The 15596-nt window shown below is 69.4% G+C and carries 14 protein-coding genes; 9 read left to right on the top strand and 5 right to left on the bottom strand.

Annotation, left to right across the window (positions count from 1 at the left end; translation table 11 throughout):
- Positions 1-78 precede the first annotated feature (78 nt).
- The 3 genes from BUB76_RS10810 to BUB76_RS10800 are packed head-to-tail and all read left to right on the top strand — an operon-like array spanning position 79 to position 3235.
- Positions 79-1929: an ABC-F family ATP-binding cassette domain-containing protein gene (locus BUB76_RS10810; protein WP_073128796.1), complete on the top strand. Its 1851-nt coding sequence runs from the start codon at positions 79-81 to the stop codon at positions 1927-1929.
- A gap of 58 nt (positions 1930-1987) precedes the next feature.
- A complete protein-coding gene (locus BUB76_RS10805; RefSeq protein ID WP_073128795.1) occupies positions 1988-2620 on the top strand; it encodes a MarC family protein in 633 nt (210 codons plus the stop codon).
- A 36-nt stretch (positions 2621-2656) separates the two neighbouring features.
- Positions 2657-3235, top strand: a complete 579-nt coding sequence (locus BUB76_RS10800) for a retropepsin-like aspartic protease family protein (protein WP_073128794.1) — start codon at positions 2657-2659, stop codon at positions 3233-3235.
- A 6-nt stretch (positions 3236-3241) separates the two neighbouring features.
- Here the strand turns inward: BUB76_RS10800 and BUB76_RS10795 are convergent, their stop codons facing one another.
- Together BUB76_RS10795 and BUB76_RS10790 are read right to left on the bottom strand one after the other, a co-directional pair.
- The gene (locus BUB76_RS10795) at positions 3242-3700 is read right to left on the bottom strand and encodes a DNA polymerase III subunit chi (protein ID WP_073128793.1); all 459 of its coding nucleotides are present in this window, start codon (positions 3698-3700) and stop codon (positions 3242-3244) included.
- Between the two features lie 8 nt (positions 3701-3708).
- Positions 3709-5178 (bottom strand): leucyl aminopeptidase, encoded by a 1470-nt coding sequence (locus BUB76_RS10790; RefSeq protein ID WP_073128821.1) that lies wholly within the window; start codon positions 5176-5178, stop codon positions 3709-3711.
- A gap of 131 nt (positions 5179-5309) precedes the next feature.
- Between BUB76_RS10790 and lptF the strand changes: the two genes are divergently transcribed.
- The 6 genes from lptF to rsmA all read left to right on the top strand — a co-directional run bounded on the left by lptF (position 5310) and on the right by rsmA (position 12851).
- Positions 5310-6428 (top strand): LPS export ABC transporter permease LptF, encoded by a 1119-nt coding sequence (lptF, locus tag BUB76_RS10785; RefSeq protein ID WP_073128792.1) that lies wholly within the window; start codon positions 5310-5312, stop codon positions 6426-6428.
- The gene (gene lptG / locus BUB76_RS10780) at positions 6425-7519 is read left to right on the top strand and encodes an LPS export ABC transporter permease LptG (protein WP_073128791.1); all 1095 of its coding nucleotides are present in this window, start codon (positions 6425-6427) and stop codon (positions 7517-7519) included. Before lptF ends, lptG begins: the two co-directional genes overlap by 4 nt.
- On the top strand, positions 7519-9675 hold the full coding sequence (locus tag BUB76_RS10775; protein ID WP_073128790.1) for an LPS-assembly protein LptD: 2157 nt from the start codon (positions 7519-7521) through the stop codon (positions 9673-9675). Before lptG ends, BUB76_RS10775 begins: the two co-directional genes overlap by 1 nt.
- A 44-nt stretch (positions 9676-9719) precedes the next feature.
- A complete protein-coding gene (locus BUB76_RS10770; RefSeq protein WP_073128789.1) occupies positions 9720-10937 on the top strand; it encodes a peptidylprolyl isomerase in 1218 nt (405 codons plus the stop codon).
- The gene (gene pdxA / locus BUB76_RS10765) at positions 10934-11923 is read left to right on the top strand and encodes a 4-hydroxythreonine-4-phosphate dehydrogenase PdxA (protein ID WP_073128788.1); all 990 of its coding nucleotides are present in this window, start codon (positions 10934-10936) and stop codon (positions 11921-11923) included. Before BUB76_RS10770 ends, pdxA begins: the two co-directional genes overlap by 4 nt.
- A 76-nt stretch (positions 11924-11999) precedes the next feature.
- Positions 12000-12851 carry a 16S rRNA (adenine(1518)-N(6)/adenine(1519)-N(6))-dimethyltransferase RsmA gene (gene rsmA, locus BUB76_RS10760; protein WP_073128787.1) on the top strand — a complete coding sequence of 284 codons (852 nt, stop codon included), beginning with the start codon at positions 12000-12002 and terminating at the stop codon, positions 12849-12851.
- A 3-nt stretch (positions 12852-12854) separates the two neighbouring features.
- Here the strand turns inward: rsmA and BUB76_RS10755 are convergent, their stop codons facing one another.
- The 3 genes from BUB76_RS10755 to prfA form a co-directional block, all read right to left on the bottom strand.
- On the bottom strand, positions 12855-13532 hold the full coding sequence (locus tag BUB76_RS10755; protein ID WP_073128786.1) for a DUF4167 domain-containing protein: 678 nt from the start codon (positions 13530-13532) through the stop codon (positions 12855-12857).
- Positions 13533-13744: 212 nt separating this feature from the next.
- The gene (gene prmC / locus BUB76_RS10750; RefSeq protein ID WP_073128785.1) at positions 13745-14539 is read right to left on the bottom strand and encodes a peptide chain release factor N(5)-glutamine methyltransferase; all 795 of its coding nucleotides are present in this window, start codon (positions 14537-14539) and stop codon (positions 13745-13747) included.
- A complete protein-coding gene (gene prfA, locus BUB76_RS10745) occupies positions 14536-15585 on the bottom strand; it encodes a peptide chain release factor 1 (protein ID WP_073128784.1) in 1050 nt (349 codons plus the stop codon). Before prfA ends, prmC begins: the two co-directional genes overlap by 4 nt.
- Positions 15586-15596 lie beyond the last annotated feature (11 nt).

Genomic DNA, 15596 nt, shown 5'->3' with positions numbered 1-15596 from the left:
GGGCCGAGCGTAAAGACCCTGGCCGTGTCCGGCCAGTGTGGCTTTCGCGCGGCCGCACGCTCTGCTAATGCGCGGGCCATGCTCAGGATCCATGACATCACCTACGCGGTCGCGGGCCGCACCCTGTTCGAGGGCGCGTCGGCCACCATTCCCGAAGGCCACAAGGTCGGCGTGGTGGGCCGCAACGGCACCGGCAAGACCACCCTGTTCAAGCTGATCCGGGGCGAGCTGGTGCTGGAAAGCGGCAGTATCGGCCTGCCGTCGCGGGCGCGCATCGGCGGCGTGCGGCAGGAGGTGCCGTCGTCCGACGTGTCGCTGCTGGACACGGTGCTGGCCGCCGATACCGAGCGCGCGGGCCTCATGGCCGAGGCCGAGACGGCGACGGATGCCGGCCGCATCGCCGAGATCCAGACCCGCCTGGCCGATATCGACGCCTGGTCGGGCGAGGCGCGCGCCACCCAGCTGCTGCGCGGCCTCGGCTTCACCCAGGCCGAGATCGCCATGCCCTGCAGCGCCTTCTCGGGCGGCTGGCGCATGCGCGTGGCGCTGGCCGGCGTGCTGTTCTCGCAGCCCGACGTGCTGCTGCTGGACGAGCCCACCAACTACCTCGACCTCGAGGGCGCGCTATGGCTGGAAAACTACCTGTCGCGCTATCCGCACACGGTCATCATCATCAGCCACGACCGCGGGCTGCTGAACCGGGCGGTGAACTCGATCCTCCATCTCGAGGCCAAGAAGCTGACGCTGTTCACCGGCAACTACGACACCTTCGCCCGCACCAAGGCCGCGCAGCGCGCCGCGGCTGAAAGCGAGTCCAAGAAGGTCGAGGCCCGCCGCGCCCACCTGCAGAAATTCGTCGACCGCTTCCGCGCGCAGGCCACAAAGGCCAAGCAGGCGCAAAGCCGCATCAAGATGATCGAGCGGCTGGAAACCATCCAGTCCCCGCAGGAAGCCGCCCTGCGCGCCTTCAGCTTCCCCGAACCCGAAGAGCTGTCGCCGCCCATCGTGAACCTGGAATCGGCCAGCGTGGGCTACGGCGAGCGCGTGGTGCTGGGCAAGATGACCCTGCGCATCGACCAGGACGACCGGATCGCCCTGCTGGGCCGCAACGGCGAGGGCAAGTCGACCCTGTCCAAACTGCTGGCCGACAAGCTCGCGCCCATGGGCGGGCGGATCACCAAGGCCGCCAAGCTGCGCGTGGGCTATTTCGCGCAGCACCAGGTGGACGAGCTGTACGTGGACGAGACGCCCATCGACCATGTCCGCCGCCTGCGCCCGGACGAGACGCCGGCCAGGCACCGCGCGCGGCTTGCGGGCTTCGGGCTGGGCGCCGACCAGGCCGAAACGCTGGTGGGCAGCCTGTCGGGCGGGCAGAAGGCCCGGCTGAGCCTGCTGCTGGCCACCATCGACGCGCCCCACATGCTGATCCTCGACGAGCCCACCAACCACCTGGACATGGAAAGCCGCGAGGCGCTGGTGGACGCGCTGACCGCCTATTCCGGCGCCGTGATCCTCGTCAGCCACGACATGCACCTGCTGAGCCTGGTGGCCGACCGGCTGTGGCTGGTGAAGGATGGCCGCGTCGCGCCGTTCGAGGACGACCTCGAAGCCTACCGGCGGATGCTGTTGCAGACGGACGAGCCGAAGAAGAAGGCCGAAAAGCCCAAGGCCCCGGTCAAGCGCGCCAGCCGCGAGGACCTGCTGGCGCTGAAATCCGAGGTGCGCAAGGGCGAGGCGCGGGTCGAGAAGCTGACCGAGATGCGCGAGAAGCTGGCCAAGAAGCTGGCCGACCCGACGCTTTACGAGGACAGCCGCGTCGGCGAGCTGGAGACGTGGAACCGCAAGTATGCCGAGGTGATGGAAGGGCTCGACCGGGCCGAAACACTGTGGATGGCGGCGCTGGAACGGCTGGAACGGGCCGAGGCATGATGGTCGGACGCCGGGATAACGGGTCGCGGCGCCCATCCGCAGCTTCGGGGGCCGCAAGGTGACCGAGCTCGACTTCTACGTCACCGCCTTCGTGACGCTGTTCGTCATCATCGACCCGGTGGGCACCACGCCGATCTACCTTGCGCTGACCCAGGGCATGGCGCGGGCGCGCCGCCGTGCCATCGCCATCCGCGCCTGCATCATCGGCATGGGGATCCTGCTGCTGTTCGGCCTGTTCGGCGAGGCGGTGCTGGGATTCGTCGGCATCTCGATGCCCGCCTTCCGGATCGCGGGGGGCATCCTGCTGTTTCTCACCGCGCTCGAGATGCTGTTCGGCCGGCGCACCCAGCGGCGGCAGGACCAGTCCGAGGCCGACGACCACGACCCCGGCGACGACCCGTCGGTCTTCCCGCTGGCCATCCCGCTGTTGGCGGGGCCAGGATCGATCACCTCCATCATCCTGCTGACCGATCAGGCCAGCGGCGAGCCGCTGTTGCAGGCCGGTATTTTCGGCGTCGCCACGGTTGTTTACGGGATATGCTTCATCCTGTTTCTCAGCGCGGGCTGGATCGAACGCGCGCTTGGCGACACCGGCGTCCTGGTGGTCACGCGGCTGCTGGGGATGCTGTTGTCGGCGCTGTCGGTTCAGTTCGTGCTGGACGGGCTGCGCGGATTTGGCCTGCAAGCCTAGCTTGGCACACCGTTTTCCGGGCCTTACATCAGGTGCATGAATGGTGATTCGATTGCTTCGCTTGTGTATCTGGTCCTGCTTGGTTCTGTGATTGCAGGGTATTTCTTCGTCTCGAACCGGAACAGCCTGGGCAAGACCATGCAGCAGGCCGCCATCTGGGGCCTCATCTTCGTCGGCGCCATCGCCGTCGCTGGATTATGGAGCGATCTGCGCGACGACGTCGCGCCCGCCCAGGTTCTGAGCAGCCGGGGCGAACTGGTGGTGCCGCGCAGCTTCGACGGTCACTATCGCGTCACGCTGAACATCCAGGACATCCCCGTCGACTTCATCGTCGACACCGGCGCGTCGGACATGGTGCTGAGCCAGCGCGATGCGCGGCGCGTGGGGCTCGACCCCGAACAGCTGGCCTATACCGGGCGCGCGCGCACGGCGAACGGCACGGTGCCCATGGCGTTCGTGATGCTCTCGGAAGTGTCGGTGGGAGAGTTCGTGGCCGAGGACGTGCGCGCCTCGGTCAATGGCGGCGAGATGAGCAGTTCGCTTCTGGGGATGAGCTATCTCCAGCGCTTCGGCCGCATCTCGATCGAGAACGACCGGCTGACGCTCAGCCCGTAGGGCGCGTCAGGACTCGGCCTTCTTCTGCCACTGGCCCGACTCCTCGGACCAGTATTGCGCCGACGCGCCCGCCCGCGTCAGGTCCCGCCACTGGGACCGCGCCTTTTCCAGCGCACCGTTATCGTTGCCGTCGAACAGGATACAGACCCGTTCCAGTGAATTGACCTCGTCCAGCGACACGTTGGCCCCGTCCACGCTCATCAGGCAGGCGGTCCGGGGCGGCAGGTCCGGACCATCGGCCAGCAGAACGGGTTGCAGCGCATCATGGGGGCCGCCCGCCCGCCCGTGGGGCAGGAAACTGTCGTCCGAATAGGTCCACAACGCCTGGTCCAGCTGGTCGAGCCGGACGGCGTTGCCGCCGCGCACGCAGACCCGCCACCCCTGCGCCAGCGACTTCTCCAGCAGCGTGGGCAACACCGCCTCGAGCGGGCGGCGCGTCAGGTGGTAGAACATCGCGACGCCCATGGCGGGGCTCAGCCCTCGTACCGGTCGCGCACCAGCCGGTCGAGCGCGCGGACCCCCCAGCCCGAGGCACCCTTGGGGGCATAGGGGCTGTCGGACTTGGTCAGCGCGACACCGGCGATGTCGATATGGCACCAGGCGGTGCCCTCGGTGACGAAGCGTTGCAGGAACTCGGCCGCCGTGATCGCGCCGGCGGGCCGGCCACCCACGTTCTTCACGTCCGCGATGCGCGACTTGAGCAGATCGGCATAGGGCTTGCCCAGCGGCAGACGCCAGGCGGCCTCGTCCTCGGATTTCGCCGCCGCGCTCAACGCCTCGGACAGCGCGTCGTCATTGCTGAAGAAGCCTGCCGTGTCGTGACCCAGCGCCACGATCATCGCACCCGTCAGCGTCGCCAGGTCGATCATCGCCGCCGGTTTGAACCGGTCCTGCGCGTACCACATCACGTCCGCCAGGACGAGCCGGCCCTCGGCGTCGGTGTTGATGACCTCGATCGTGTCGCCCTTCATGGACTTGACCACGTCACCGGGGCGCGTGGCGTTTGGCCCCGGCATGTTCTCGACCAGGCCCACCAGCCCTACCACGTTGGCGCGCGCCTTGCGCAGCGCCAGCGTCTTCATCACGCCCGAGACGACGCCCGCGCCGCCCATGTCCATGGTCATGTCTTCCATGCCCGCCCCGGGCTTGAGCGAGATACCGCCCGTGTCGAAGACCACACCCTTGCCGACCAGGGCCAGCGGCGCCTCGTCGCCGCCCCCGTTCCATCGCATGACAACGACCTTCGACGGGCTGTCGCTGCCCTGCCCCACGGCCAGAAGCGCGCCCATGCCGAGCGCGGCCAGCTCGTCCTCGTCCAGCACCTCGACCTCAAGGCCCAGGTCGCCCAGGGCCGAAAGCCGGTCGGCGAACTCGGTCGTGGTCAGGACGTTCGCGGGCGCGTTCACGAGGTCGCGGGTGAAGAACACGCCCTCGGCCACGGCCTGCACCGCCGCGGCGTCGAGTCCTTCGGGGCGGTCGGCCATGACCACGACGTCGCGCGGCCCCGGGTGCCCGTCGCTTCCGGGCGTTTTCTGATCCGTGTAGTCGTAGTCGCGCAGCAGCGCGCCCAGGGCGATCAGCTCGGCATCGTCGCGATCCTCGGCCAGGATGGCAAGCGGGCCGTCGCCGGCCGCGCGCATGGCGGCCGTGCCCGCGCGCCGCGCGTCTTCGGCGGAGGCATCGGCGGGCAGTTTCACCGCGATGACGCTGTCGGCCTTAATGCCGCCGGGCCAGGCGATGGTCTGCGCGGCGCCGGTCTTCATCTTGGTTCCGCTCTTGCTGGCCGCAAATCGCGCCACGGCGCCGCCCGCCGCGCTGTCGACGGCCTGTGCACCGGACCCGAGCGCACCATCCTCGCCGAGAAACACCACCACGTGGCCAGTGAGCTCGGCCAGGGCGTCGGTGTCGGTCTTGCGGAAGGTCAACGTGGCGGGGCGGGTCATCGGCGGCTCCTGGATCATTATAGGGTTCCGGCACACCTAGTCGCGCGCCGCCGTGTTGACCAGAAGGCAGTTTCCGCGCCCGCCGACCTGCGCTAGGGTCGCGCCAGGGGACAGGCCATCGAGGGGGAAGCGTGCCGCGGTTCGATCGCTACGTGCTGTCGCAGCTCTTGATGCTGTTCGGCTTTTTCAGCCTTGTCCTGGTGCTGGTCTATTGGGTGAACCGCGCCGTCGTCCTGTTCGACCGGCTGATCTCGAACGGGCAGTCGGCGCTGGTGTTTCTCGAGTTCACGGCCCTGTCGCTGCCGAACGTGATCCGCGTCGTGCTGCCGGTCTCGGCCTTCGCGGCATCGGTCTACGTGGCGAACCGCCTGCGCGGCGACAGCGAGCTGGTGGTCATCCAGGCGGCAGGCTTCTCGCCCGCGCGTCTGGTGCGGCCGGTGGCGGTGTTCGGGCTGATCTGCGCGACGCTGGCGATGGTGCTGACCCACGTGCTGGTGCCGATCTCGACCGACCGGCTGGACCAGCGCAGCGCCGAGATCGCCGAGGACGTGACCGCGGGCCTGCTGACCGACGGCGAGTTCCTGTATCCTTCCGACGGCATCACCGTGTTCATCGCCGAGATCACGCCCGAGACCGAGCTGATGGGCCTGTTCCTGTCCGACGCCCGCGACGACACGCGGCGCGTGACCTACTCGGCCCGCCGGGGGCTGCTGGTGCGCTCCGATCTCGGGCCCCGGCTGGTGATGTACGACGGCACGGTCCAGACGCTCGACCTTGCCACCCAGCGGCTGGCGACCACCCGGTTCGACAGTTTCGCCTTCGACATCTCGGACCTCGTGGACCCGATGCAGAGCCGCGCGCGGGACGCCGACGCGCTGAGCACGGCCGAGCTGTTCCGCGCCACGCCCGACCTGCAGGCCGAAACGGGGGACGACCGGCGCGCCCTGGTCTTCCAGGGTCACGAGCGCTTCACCCAGGCCCTGGCCGCCATGGTCACGCCCCTTGTGGGATTCGCCGTGATGCTGCTGGGCCGGTTCTCGCGTTTCGGCGCCACGCCCCAGATCGTCGGCGCGGTCTGTTGCCTGATCGCGGTCGAGCTCATCGACAACCTGGCCGCCGACATGGTGATGTCCGGGGCGCCCATGGTCATGGCCTATTCTGCGACCGCGTTCGGGCTGCTGCTGACCGCGATCCTCTTGTGGCAGGCGGCCCGGCCCGCGCGTCGAAGACAGGCACGGGCGGCGGCATGATCCTGCATCGGTATTTCGCGCGGCGGTTCCTGACCACCTTCCTCATGGTGGCCGCGATCTTCTTCGGCATCCTGATGCTGCTGGACCTGGTGGAGCAGGTGCGCCGCTTCGATGGTGACGGGGTCAGCTTCGCGCGGCTTCTGGGACTGACGGCCCTGAGCGTGCCCGAAACGCTCTACCGCATCCTGCCGCTGCTGGTCATCATGGCGACGCTGGCGCTGTTCCTGAACCTGGCCCGCACGTCCGAGCTGGTGGTCACCCGGGCCTCGGGGCGCTCGGCCCTGCGCAGCCTGACGGCACCGGTGGCGGTCGCGCTGGTCGTGGGCGGGCTGGGCGTGGCGGTGCTGAACCCCATCGTCGCGGCCACCAGCCAGCAATACGACCGGCAGGTCACGCTGATCCAGGGCGGCGACCGGGCCGCGCTGACGATCAGCGAGGACGGCCTGTGGCTGCGCCAGGGCGGCAACGGACAGCAGACCGTGATCCGCGCCGTGCGGGCCAATCCCGACGGCACGATCCTTTACGGGGTAAGCTTCCTCGGCTTCACCAGCTTCGGGGCGCCCTCCTACAGGATCGAGGCGGAGGAGGCCCGGCTCGACGGCGCGGAGTGGCGGCTGACGGATGCCAAGGAATGGCGGTTCGACAGCCCCAACCCCGAGCAGGGAGCGCGGACCCACGAGGATCTGGTGGTGGACGCGACCCTGACCGCGACGCAGATCCTCGACAGCTTCGCGAACCCGTCGGGCGTGGCGGTCTGGGATCTGCCGCGCTTCATCGACCAGCTGGAATCCGCCGGTTTCTCGGCCCGCAAGCACAGGGTTTGGCTGCAGATGGAGCTGTCCATGCCGCTTCTGCTGGCCGCGATGGTCTTGGTGGGCGCGGGTTTCACCATGCGCCACACGCGGTTCGGACGCACCGGGCTGATGGTTCTCCTGGCACTCGGATTGGGCTTCGCACTTTTCTTCATCCGAAATTTCGCGCAAATCCTGGGAGAGACCGGCCAGATCCCGATCCTCCTGGCCGCCTGGGGACCGCCCGTGGCCGCCATCCTGCTGCCGCTGGGCCTGCTGTTGCACTGGGAAGACGGCTGATGCGTTTGCTGTGCCTTGCCCTGATCGCGGCGCTTCTGCCGCTGGCCGCGCTGGCGCAGGCGGCGGCCCCGCCCGTGGCGACGCTGGTGGCCGACCGGGTCGAGGTCGAGACCGGCAACCAGCTCGTGGCCGAGGGCCGGGTCGAGGTTCTGTATGACGGCGTGCGGCTACAGGCCACGCGGATCACCTATGACCAGCCCGCCGACCGGCTGATGATCACCGGCCCGATCACCCTGCGCGACGGCGAGGATACCGTGGTTCTGGCCGACATGGCCGAGCTGGACGCGGATCTTCAGAACGGTGTGCTGCGGTCGGCCCGGATGGTGCTGGACCAGCAGCTGCAACTGGCCGCGACCCAGCTGGCGCGGGTCTCGGGCCGCTATACCGAGCTGTCGAACACCGTCGCCTCTTCCTGCGAGGTCTGCGCCGAGAACCCGATCCCGACATGGGAGATCCGGGCCCGCCGCGTGGTTCACGACCAGCAGGAACGGCAGCTTTATTTCGAGAACGCGCAGTTCCGGGTGCTCGGCCTGCCCATCGCGTTCTTCCCCTACCTGCGGTTGCCCGACCCCACGCTGACGCGGACCTCGGGCCTGCTGATCCCGTCGATCCGCACCACGTCGCAACTGGGCACCGGGGTGAAGGTGCCGTATTTCTTCCGGCTGGGCGATCACGCGGACCTGACGCTGACGCCCTACCTGTCGACATCGACCACCACGCTCGAAGCGCGCTACCGCCAGGCGTTCCGCTTCGGCACGCTTAAGTTCGACGCGGCGCTGACCCGGGATGACCTGTTCCCGGACGACACGCGCTACTACGTGTTCGGGCGCGGGCGCCTCGACCTGCCACGCGACTTCCGGCTCGAGCTCGATATCGAGGAGGTCTCGGACGAGGCCTACCTGATCGATTACGGATATTCGGACCGCGACCGCCTGGAAACCGGCGCGCGGCTGTTCCGGGCGCGGCGCGACTCGCTTTTCGATGCGTCGCTTTCGGGGTTCGAGACGCTGCGCAGTTCGGAAATCCCCATCCGCGACCAGCTGCCCGGCGTCTACGGCACGGTGTCCTACGAACGGGCCATCCGCGCGGGGGGCGGACAGTTGGTGCTGGGCGGCGATCTCGAGGTCCTGTCGCGGCGCTCGTCCCTGCCGACGGACGGGCGCGACACGGCGCGGCTCGGATTCGCGGCGGAATACCGGCGCAGCTGGCTGGCGCCGGTCGGGCTGCTGGCCGATCTGAACATCGGCGCCGATACCGATGTCTATCGCACCTTCGACGATCCCAACTTCCCCGACTACAACGCGCGTCTCGTGCCCCATGCCGCGGCGACCCTGCGCCTGCCGTTGCAGCGCAACGGCGCGGGCGGCGTGCGCCACCTGATCGAGCCGGTGGTCCAGCTGGCCTGGTCCGACACCCGCGGCGACGCCGTGCCGAACGAGGACAGCATCCTGGTGGAATTCGACGAGGGCAACCTGTTCGCGCTCAGCCGCTTTCCCGGCCAGGACCGGATCGAGACGGGCGTCCGCGCCAATCTCGGCGTGCGCTACACCCGCACCGCGCCATCGGGCTGGACCCTGGGCGCCGTGCTGGGCCGCGTCTGGCGCGAAGACGCGGTGAACGACCTGGGCGCGCGGACGACCCAGGGTCCCGGCGGCGGCTTTTCCCCCGCAAGCGGGCTTTTCGGGACCAAGTCCGACTGGCTCGCGGCGGCGCAGCTTCGCTTGGGGCCGCGCTTTGCCGTCACCGCCCGCGCGGTGTTCGACGACGACCTGGAGATGACGAAGAACGAGGCGCGGCTGGGCTATAACGACGACCGGCTGAGCCTCGAGACATCCTACGTCTTCCTGAACGGCGACGCGTCCGAGAACCGCCCCCGCGACACCCACGAATTGACGCTCGAGACCGCCTACCGCCTGTCGCGCCACTGGACCGGCAGCTTCAACACCCGGTACGATTTCGACCAGGACCGCGCGCAGCGTTCGGGCGTCGGGCTGCAATACCGCACCGAATGCATCACCGTCGATTTGTCGGTGTCGCGCCGGTTCACCGAAACCCAGGCCGTCAGCGCCTCGACCCAGTTCGGCTTCGGCGTGTCGCTGGCCGGCGTGGGCAACGGACGCGCCGACAGCACCTATCGCAAGACCTGCAATGGATGATAAGGCTTGCCCGACCACGACCAGCCCGGAAAGCCCGTGACACGATGATCCTTCGTTCCCTCGCCGTCTGCCTCGCCCTTCTCGCCGCGCCGCTGGCCCACGCGCAGAACATGTTCGCCCCGGTGGTCGACGTGGACGGCCGCGTGGTCACCGCCTTCGAACTGGATCAGCGCGCGCGCATGATGCGCCTGTTCCAGGCGCCGGGTGATCCGCGCGAGGCGGCGCTCGACGCGCTGATCGACGAACGGCTGCAACTGGCCGAAGCGCGGCGCCAGGGCGTGACGGTCACCGACGAGCAGCTTGCCGAGGGCAAGGCCGAGTTCGCGGGCCGCGCCGGGCTCGAAACCGCGGAGTTCATCCAGGTGCTCGCGGCCGAGGGGATCGACGAGACGACCTTCGACGACTTCGTGCGCGCGGGCCAGGCGTGGCGCACGATCGTCCGCCAGCAATTCGGCTCGCAGGCCGCGCAGCTGGTCACGCCCGAGGATGTCGAGGAGGCCGCGAAGGCGCCCCCTCAGCCCGGCCTGCGGGTCCTGCTGAGCGAGATCATCCTGCCCGCCAATACCCCCCAGAACGCCCAGCGGTCGCAGGCGCTGCTGCCCCGGCTGCGGTCGATCTCGACCCTGCCGGCCTTCGCGTCGGCCGCGCGTGAATACTCGGCCTCGCCCTCGCGCGACCGGGGCGGGCGGCTCGACTGGCTGGCCCTGGACGAACTGCCGCCGCAGATCCGCAACGTGGTGCAGGGCCTGCAACCCGGCGAGGTCACCCCGCCGATCGAGGTGCCGAACGCCATCGCGCTGTTCCAGCTCCGCGCGATCGAGGAAACCGACCCCGCGCAGCCGGTGATCGGCATCGATTACGCCGCCTTCTACATCCCCGGCGGCGGCACCGGCGCGGCGGCCCAGACCATCGCGCGGCTGGATGCCGAGGTGCAGACCTGCGACGATCTCTACAGCGTGGCGCAGGGCCTGCCGGCCGAGCGCCTGCAGCGCGACACGCTGCCCCCCGCGCAGATCCCCGGCGACGTGGCGGTCGAGCTCGCGCAGCTCGACCCGGGGGAACGGTCGGTGGCGCTCAGCCGTGCGGGCGGGCAGACGCGCGTCTACCTCATGCTGTGCGAACGGCTCTACAAGACCGAGGAAGAGCTGGCCGAGATCGACCGGAACGCCCTGCGTGACGCGCTGGTCAACCGCCGCGTTGGCCGGCAGGCCGATGCCTACCTGGCCGAACTGCGCGCCAACGCCACCATCACCTATCCATGATCCCGGCCGCCCCGGCGCCCATCGCGCTCAGCTGCGGCGAACCCGCCGGTGTCGGCCCCGAAATCGCGGTGGCCGCGTGGCGCACGCTGGGGACCGCCCTGCCCTTCTTCTGGATCGGCGATCCCGCGCACCTGCCCCGGGACACGCCCGTCTCGCTGATCGACACGCCGGACCAGGCCGCGGCCGCCGCCGCGACCGGCCTGCCGGTGCTGGCCCACCCCTTGGCGGGCCGGGCCACGCCGGGGGCGCCGGATCCCGCCAACGCCGCCGGTGTCATCGCCGCCATCGCCCGCGGCGTGGACCTGGTGCAATCGGGCGCGGCCGGCGCGCTCTGCACCGCGCCCATCCACAAGAAGGCGCTGATCGACGGGGCGAATTTCGCCTACCCGGGGCATACCGAGTACCTGGCGGCGCTGGCAGGCGTGGACCGGGTGGTGATGATGCTGGCCTGCGACGCGCTGCGCGTGGTGCCCGCGACCATCCATATCCCGCTGTCGCAGGTGCCACGCGCGCTGACGGCCGAGGGGCTGGAGGCGACGATCCGCATCACCCATGCCGCACTGATGCGGGATTTCGGCTTCGAAGATCCCCGCATTGCCGTCACCGGGCTGAACCCCCATGCCGGCGAAGGCGGCGCCATGGGGCACGAGGATGCGGCGCTGATCGCCCCGGTGGTCGACAAGCTGGCGGGCGAGGGTCTGCGCGTGCGCGGCCCCGCCTCGGCCGACACCATGTTCCATGCCGCGGCGCGGACCACCTACGACGCGGCCATCGCCATGTATCACGACCAGGCGCTGATCCCGATCAAGACCATCGATTTCTCGGGCGGCGTGAACGTGACGCTTGGCCTGCCCTTCATCCGGACCTCGCCCGATCACGGCACGGCTTTCGACATCGCCGGAACGGGCCGCGCCGATCCCACATCGCTGATCGCGGCGCTGCGGATGGCGGGCCAGATGGCCGCCCGCCGCGCATCTGCCGCATGAATAGCTTCATCTTTCTCCAAATACCTCGGGGGCGCGGCTTGCCCGCGCGGGGCAGCGCCCCTCGATGGGTGACGGCATGAGCGGCATCGACGACCTTCCCCCGCTGCGGCAGGTGATCGCCACGCACGGCCTGTCGGCCCGGAAGGCGCTCGGCCAGAACTTCCTGCTGGACCTGAACCTGACCGCCAAGATCGCGCGGCAGGCGGGCGACCTGGGCCAATCGGACATCCTGGAGATCGGCCCCGGCCCCGGCGGTCTGACCCGGGGCCTGCTGGCCGAGGGCGCGCGCCGGGTCCTGGCGGTGGAAAAGGACGCGCGCTGCCTGCCCGCGCTGGCCGAGATCGCGGCGGCCTACCCCGGGCGGCTCGAGGTGCTGAATGCCGACGCGCTCGAGATCGATCCGCTCACGCACCTGGCGCCGCCGGTGCGGATCGTGGCGAACCTGCCCTACAACGTCGGAACCGAGCTTCTGACCCGCTGGCTCGACCCGCCGGACTGGCCGCCCTTCTGGACCTCGCTCACGCTCATGTTCCAGAAAGAGGTCGCACAGCGCATCGTGGCCCAGCCCGGCACCAAGACCTATGGCCGCCTGGCGGTGCTGGCCCAGTGGCGCAGCGACGCGCGGATCGTGATGGAGCTGCCGCCCGGGGCCTTCACCCCACCGCCCAAGATCCGGTCCGCCGTGGTGCACCTGACGGCGCGCGAGACGCCCCGCTACCCGGCGCGGGCGGCAACGCTGTTCGCCCTGACGGCCCGCGCGTTCGGGCAACGGCGCAAGATGCTGCGCGCGTCGCTGAAGCCGATGCACCCGGCGATCGAGGACGTGCTGACCGGCGTGGGCATCGCCCCGACCCGCCGGGCCGAGGAGCTATCGCTGGAAGAATTCTGCGCCCTGGCCCGCGCGCTCGACACGGCGCGCGACGGCTGAGCTCTATTCGGCGGCCGTGTCGGCGCCGTCGCCCTGGCCACCCTCGGCGGCGGTGTCCGCCGCTTTCTGGCGCGGCTTGCGGGTCCGCTTGGGCTTGGGGGCGTTCTCGGGGGTTTCGACCAGGTTATCCTCGTCGTCGCCGTCCTTGGTATCGATCACGTCCGTGTCGCGCTGCACCGGCTTGCGGCGGTTGCGCGGCTTGCGCTGCTGGCCATCGTCCTGGCCGTCACCTGCCTGCTGGCCCCCCGACTGGTCGGCTTGCTGGCTGTTGTCCTGGACGGACTGGTCGCCCTTGCCGCCGTCATCCTGCCCGCCCTGCTGGGGCTGACCGCCCTGCTGGTTCTGGTTGTTCGACGACTGATTCTGGTTGTTGTTCTGGTTGCTGTTGTTCTGCTGACGCTGCTCGTGCTGCTCGCGCTTGGCCTCGATCTCGCGCTGAGCCTCGGCCAGCATCCGGGTATAGTGCTCGGCGTGCTGGGCGAAGTTCTCGGCCGCCACGCGGTCACCCGACAGCTGCGCGTCGCGGGTCAGCTGGTTGTACTTGTCGATGATCTGCTGCGGCGTGCCGCGCACCTTGCCCTCGGGGCCCGAGCTGTCGAAGACCCGGTTGACGATATTGCCGCCCGAGGGCTGACGGTTGCGGTTGTTCTTGGACCGCGAGCGTTTGTTCGAAGAGCGCATAAAGTGATGTATCCGGCCTTGTGTGACGCGCCCGGCCCCGGCTTCAAGCTGATCCGCTCGCTTGGATGATGCGAACGCAGGGGGGCGTCTCATGTATTGGCAATGTCAGGCGGGATCGATCGACCGATCCCTTGCCTGTTCCCTTCGACAGACCATGCCACGTCCGCGTTGACAAGCCGAAAGTCGGGATTTGGGTCGAAATCGACAGGACTTCAGCGTCTAACGGCCGATATGACACGGTCTCGCCCGCCGAGATCCCGGTGACAGACGATATCCACGAACCCCGCACCGGCAACGATCTCGCGCACCGCGTCGGATTGTTTCCACCCGATCTCCAAAAACAGCCGGCCGCCGGCAGCCAGATGTCCGGGCGCGCCCGCCGCGATGGCGCGGTAGGCGTGCAGGCCGTCGCCGCCCGGGGTCAGGGCCTCGGCCGGGTCGAACTGCGCCACCTCGGGATCCAGCGCCGCCATTTCGGCCGGCGTGATATAGGGCGGATTCGACACGACGAGGTCGAAGCGGTCGTCCACGCCATCGAACCAGTCGGCGCGGATCAGCTTCAGCCGATCTTCGACGCCGATGCGCGCCGCGTTGCGGGCGGCCACGGCCAATGCCGCGTCGCTGGTATCCGTGGCCACGCCAACGGCATCCGGCCGCTCGGACAGAAGCGAAATCGCGATGCAGCCCGTCCCGGTGCCCAGGTCCAGCACCCGCGAGAACGGCGCCGCAAGCGCCTGTTCCACCAGCGATTCTGTATCCGGGCGCGGGTCCAGCGTGTCGCGCGTCACCTCGAACTCGTGCTTCCAGAAGGCGCGCAGGCCCTTGATCTTCGACACCGGTTCACGCGCGGCGCGACGGTTCACGGCCTCTTCCAGCCGCGCCAGCCCCTCGGGCGCGGTGTCGTCGAGGCCCGCGAAGGCCCAGTCGGTCAGCCGCCGCAGATCGCCCGCCGGATCGGGAACGCCGGCAGCGCGCAGCCTGTCCAGGAACGCCCCGTGGCGGCTCATGCGTCCAGTTCGGCCAGCCGCGCGGCCTGATCCTCGGCCACCAGCGCGTCGACGACCTCGCCCAGGTCGCCCTGCATCACCTGGTCGAGCTTGTAGAGCGTCAGGTTGATCCGGTGATCCGTCAGCCTGCCCTGCGGGAAGTTGTAGGTGCGGATCCGCTCGGACCGGTCGCCGCTGCCCACCTGCGCCTTGCGCGCGCCCGCCCGTTCCGAATCCGCGCGCTGGCGTTCGGCGTCGTAGAGCCGCGCGCGCAGCACCTGCAGGGCGATCTCGCGGTTGCGGTGCTGGGATTTCTCGCTGCTGGTCACCACGATGCCCGTGGGAAGGTGGGTAATGCGGACCGCGCTGTCGGTGGTGTTGACGTGCTGCCCGCCCGCACCCGAGGCGCGCATGGTGTCGATGCGCAGGTCGGCCGGGTCGATGTGGATGTCGACCTCCTGCGCTTCGGGCAGGACGGCGACCGTCGCGGCCGAGGTGTGGATGCGCCCGCCAGACTCGGTCGCGGGAACGCGCTGCACCCGGTGCACGCCCGATTCGAACTTCAGCCGCGCGAAGACGCCGTCGCCCTGCACGTTGGCGACCAGTTCCTTCAGTCCGCCCAGCTCGGTCTCGGCCATTTCGGCGATCTCGAACCGCCAGCCCTGTGCCTCGGCGAAACGCTGGTACATCCGCATGAGATCGGCGGCGAACAGGGCCGCCTCTTCCCCGCCGGTGCCGGGCCGGATTTCCAGGATCGCCGGGCGGGCGTCGGCGGCGTCCCTCGGCAACAGCGCGATGCGCAGGTTCTCCTCGAGCTCCGGCAACCGTTCGCGCAGCAGCGGGAGCTCGTCCTCGGCCAGTTCGCGCATCTCGGGGTCGTCCAGCATTGCCTCGGCCTCGGCGATGGCGTCGAGCGTTGCGCGATACTCGCGGATCTCGGACACCACGGGACGCAGCTCGGCGTATTCGCGGCCCAGGGCGGCGATATCGCCGCTGCCATCGGACATGGCGGCTTCTAGATATTCGAACCTGTCGGTGATCTGGGCAAGGCGGTCGAGGGGCACCATGGCGGCGATCA

The sequence above is a fragment of the Palleronia salina genome, from assembly GCF_900141995.1.
GTDB classification, from domain to species: domain Bacteria; phylum Pseudomonadota; class Alphaproteobacteria; order Rhodobacterales; family Rhodobacteraceae; genus Palleronia; species Palleronia salina.
Note: the sequence above shows the minus strand (reverse complement) of the source record. Positions and strands in the feature narration are given on the sequence as shown.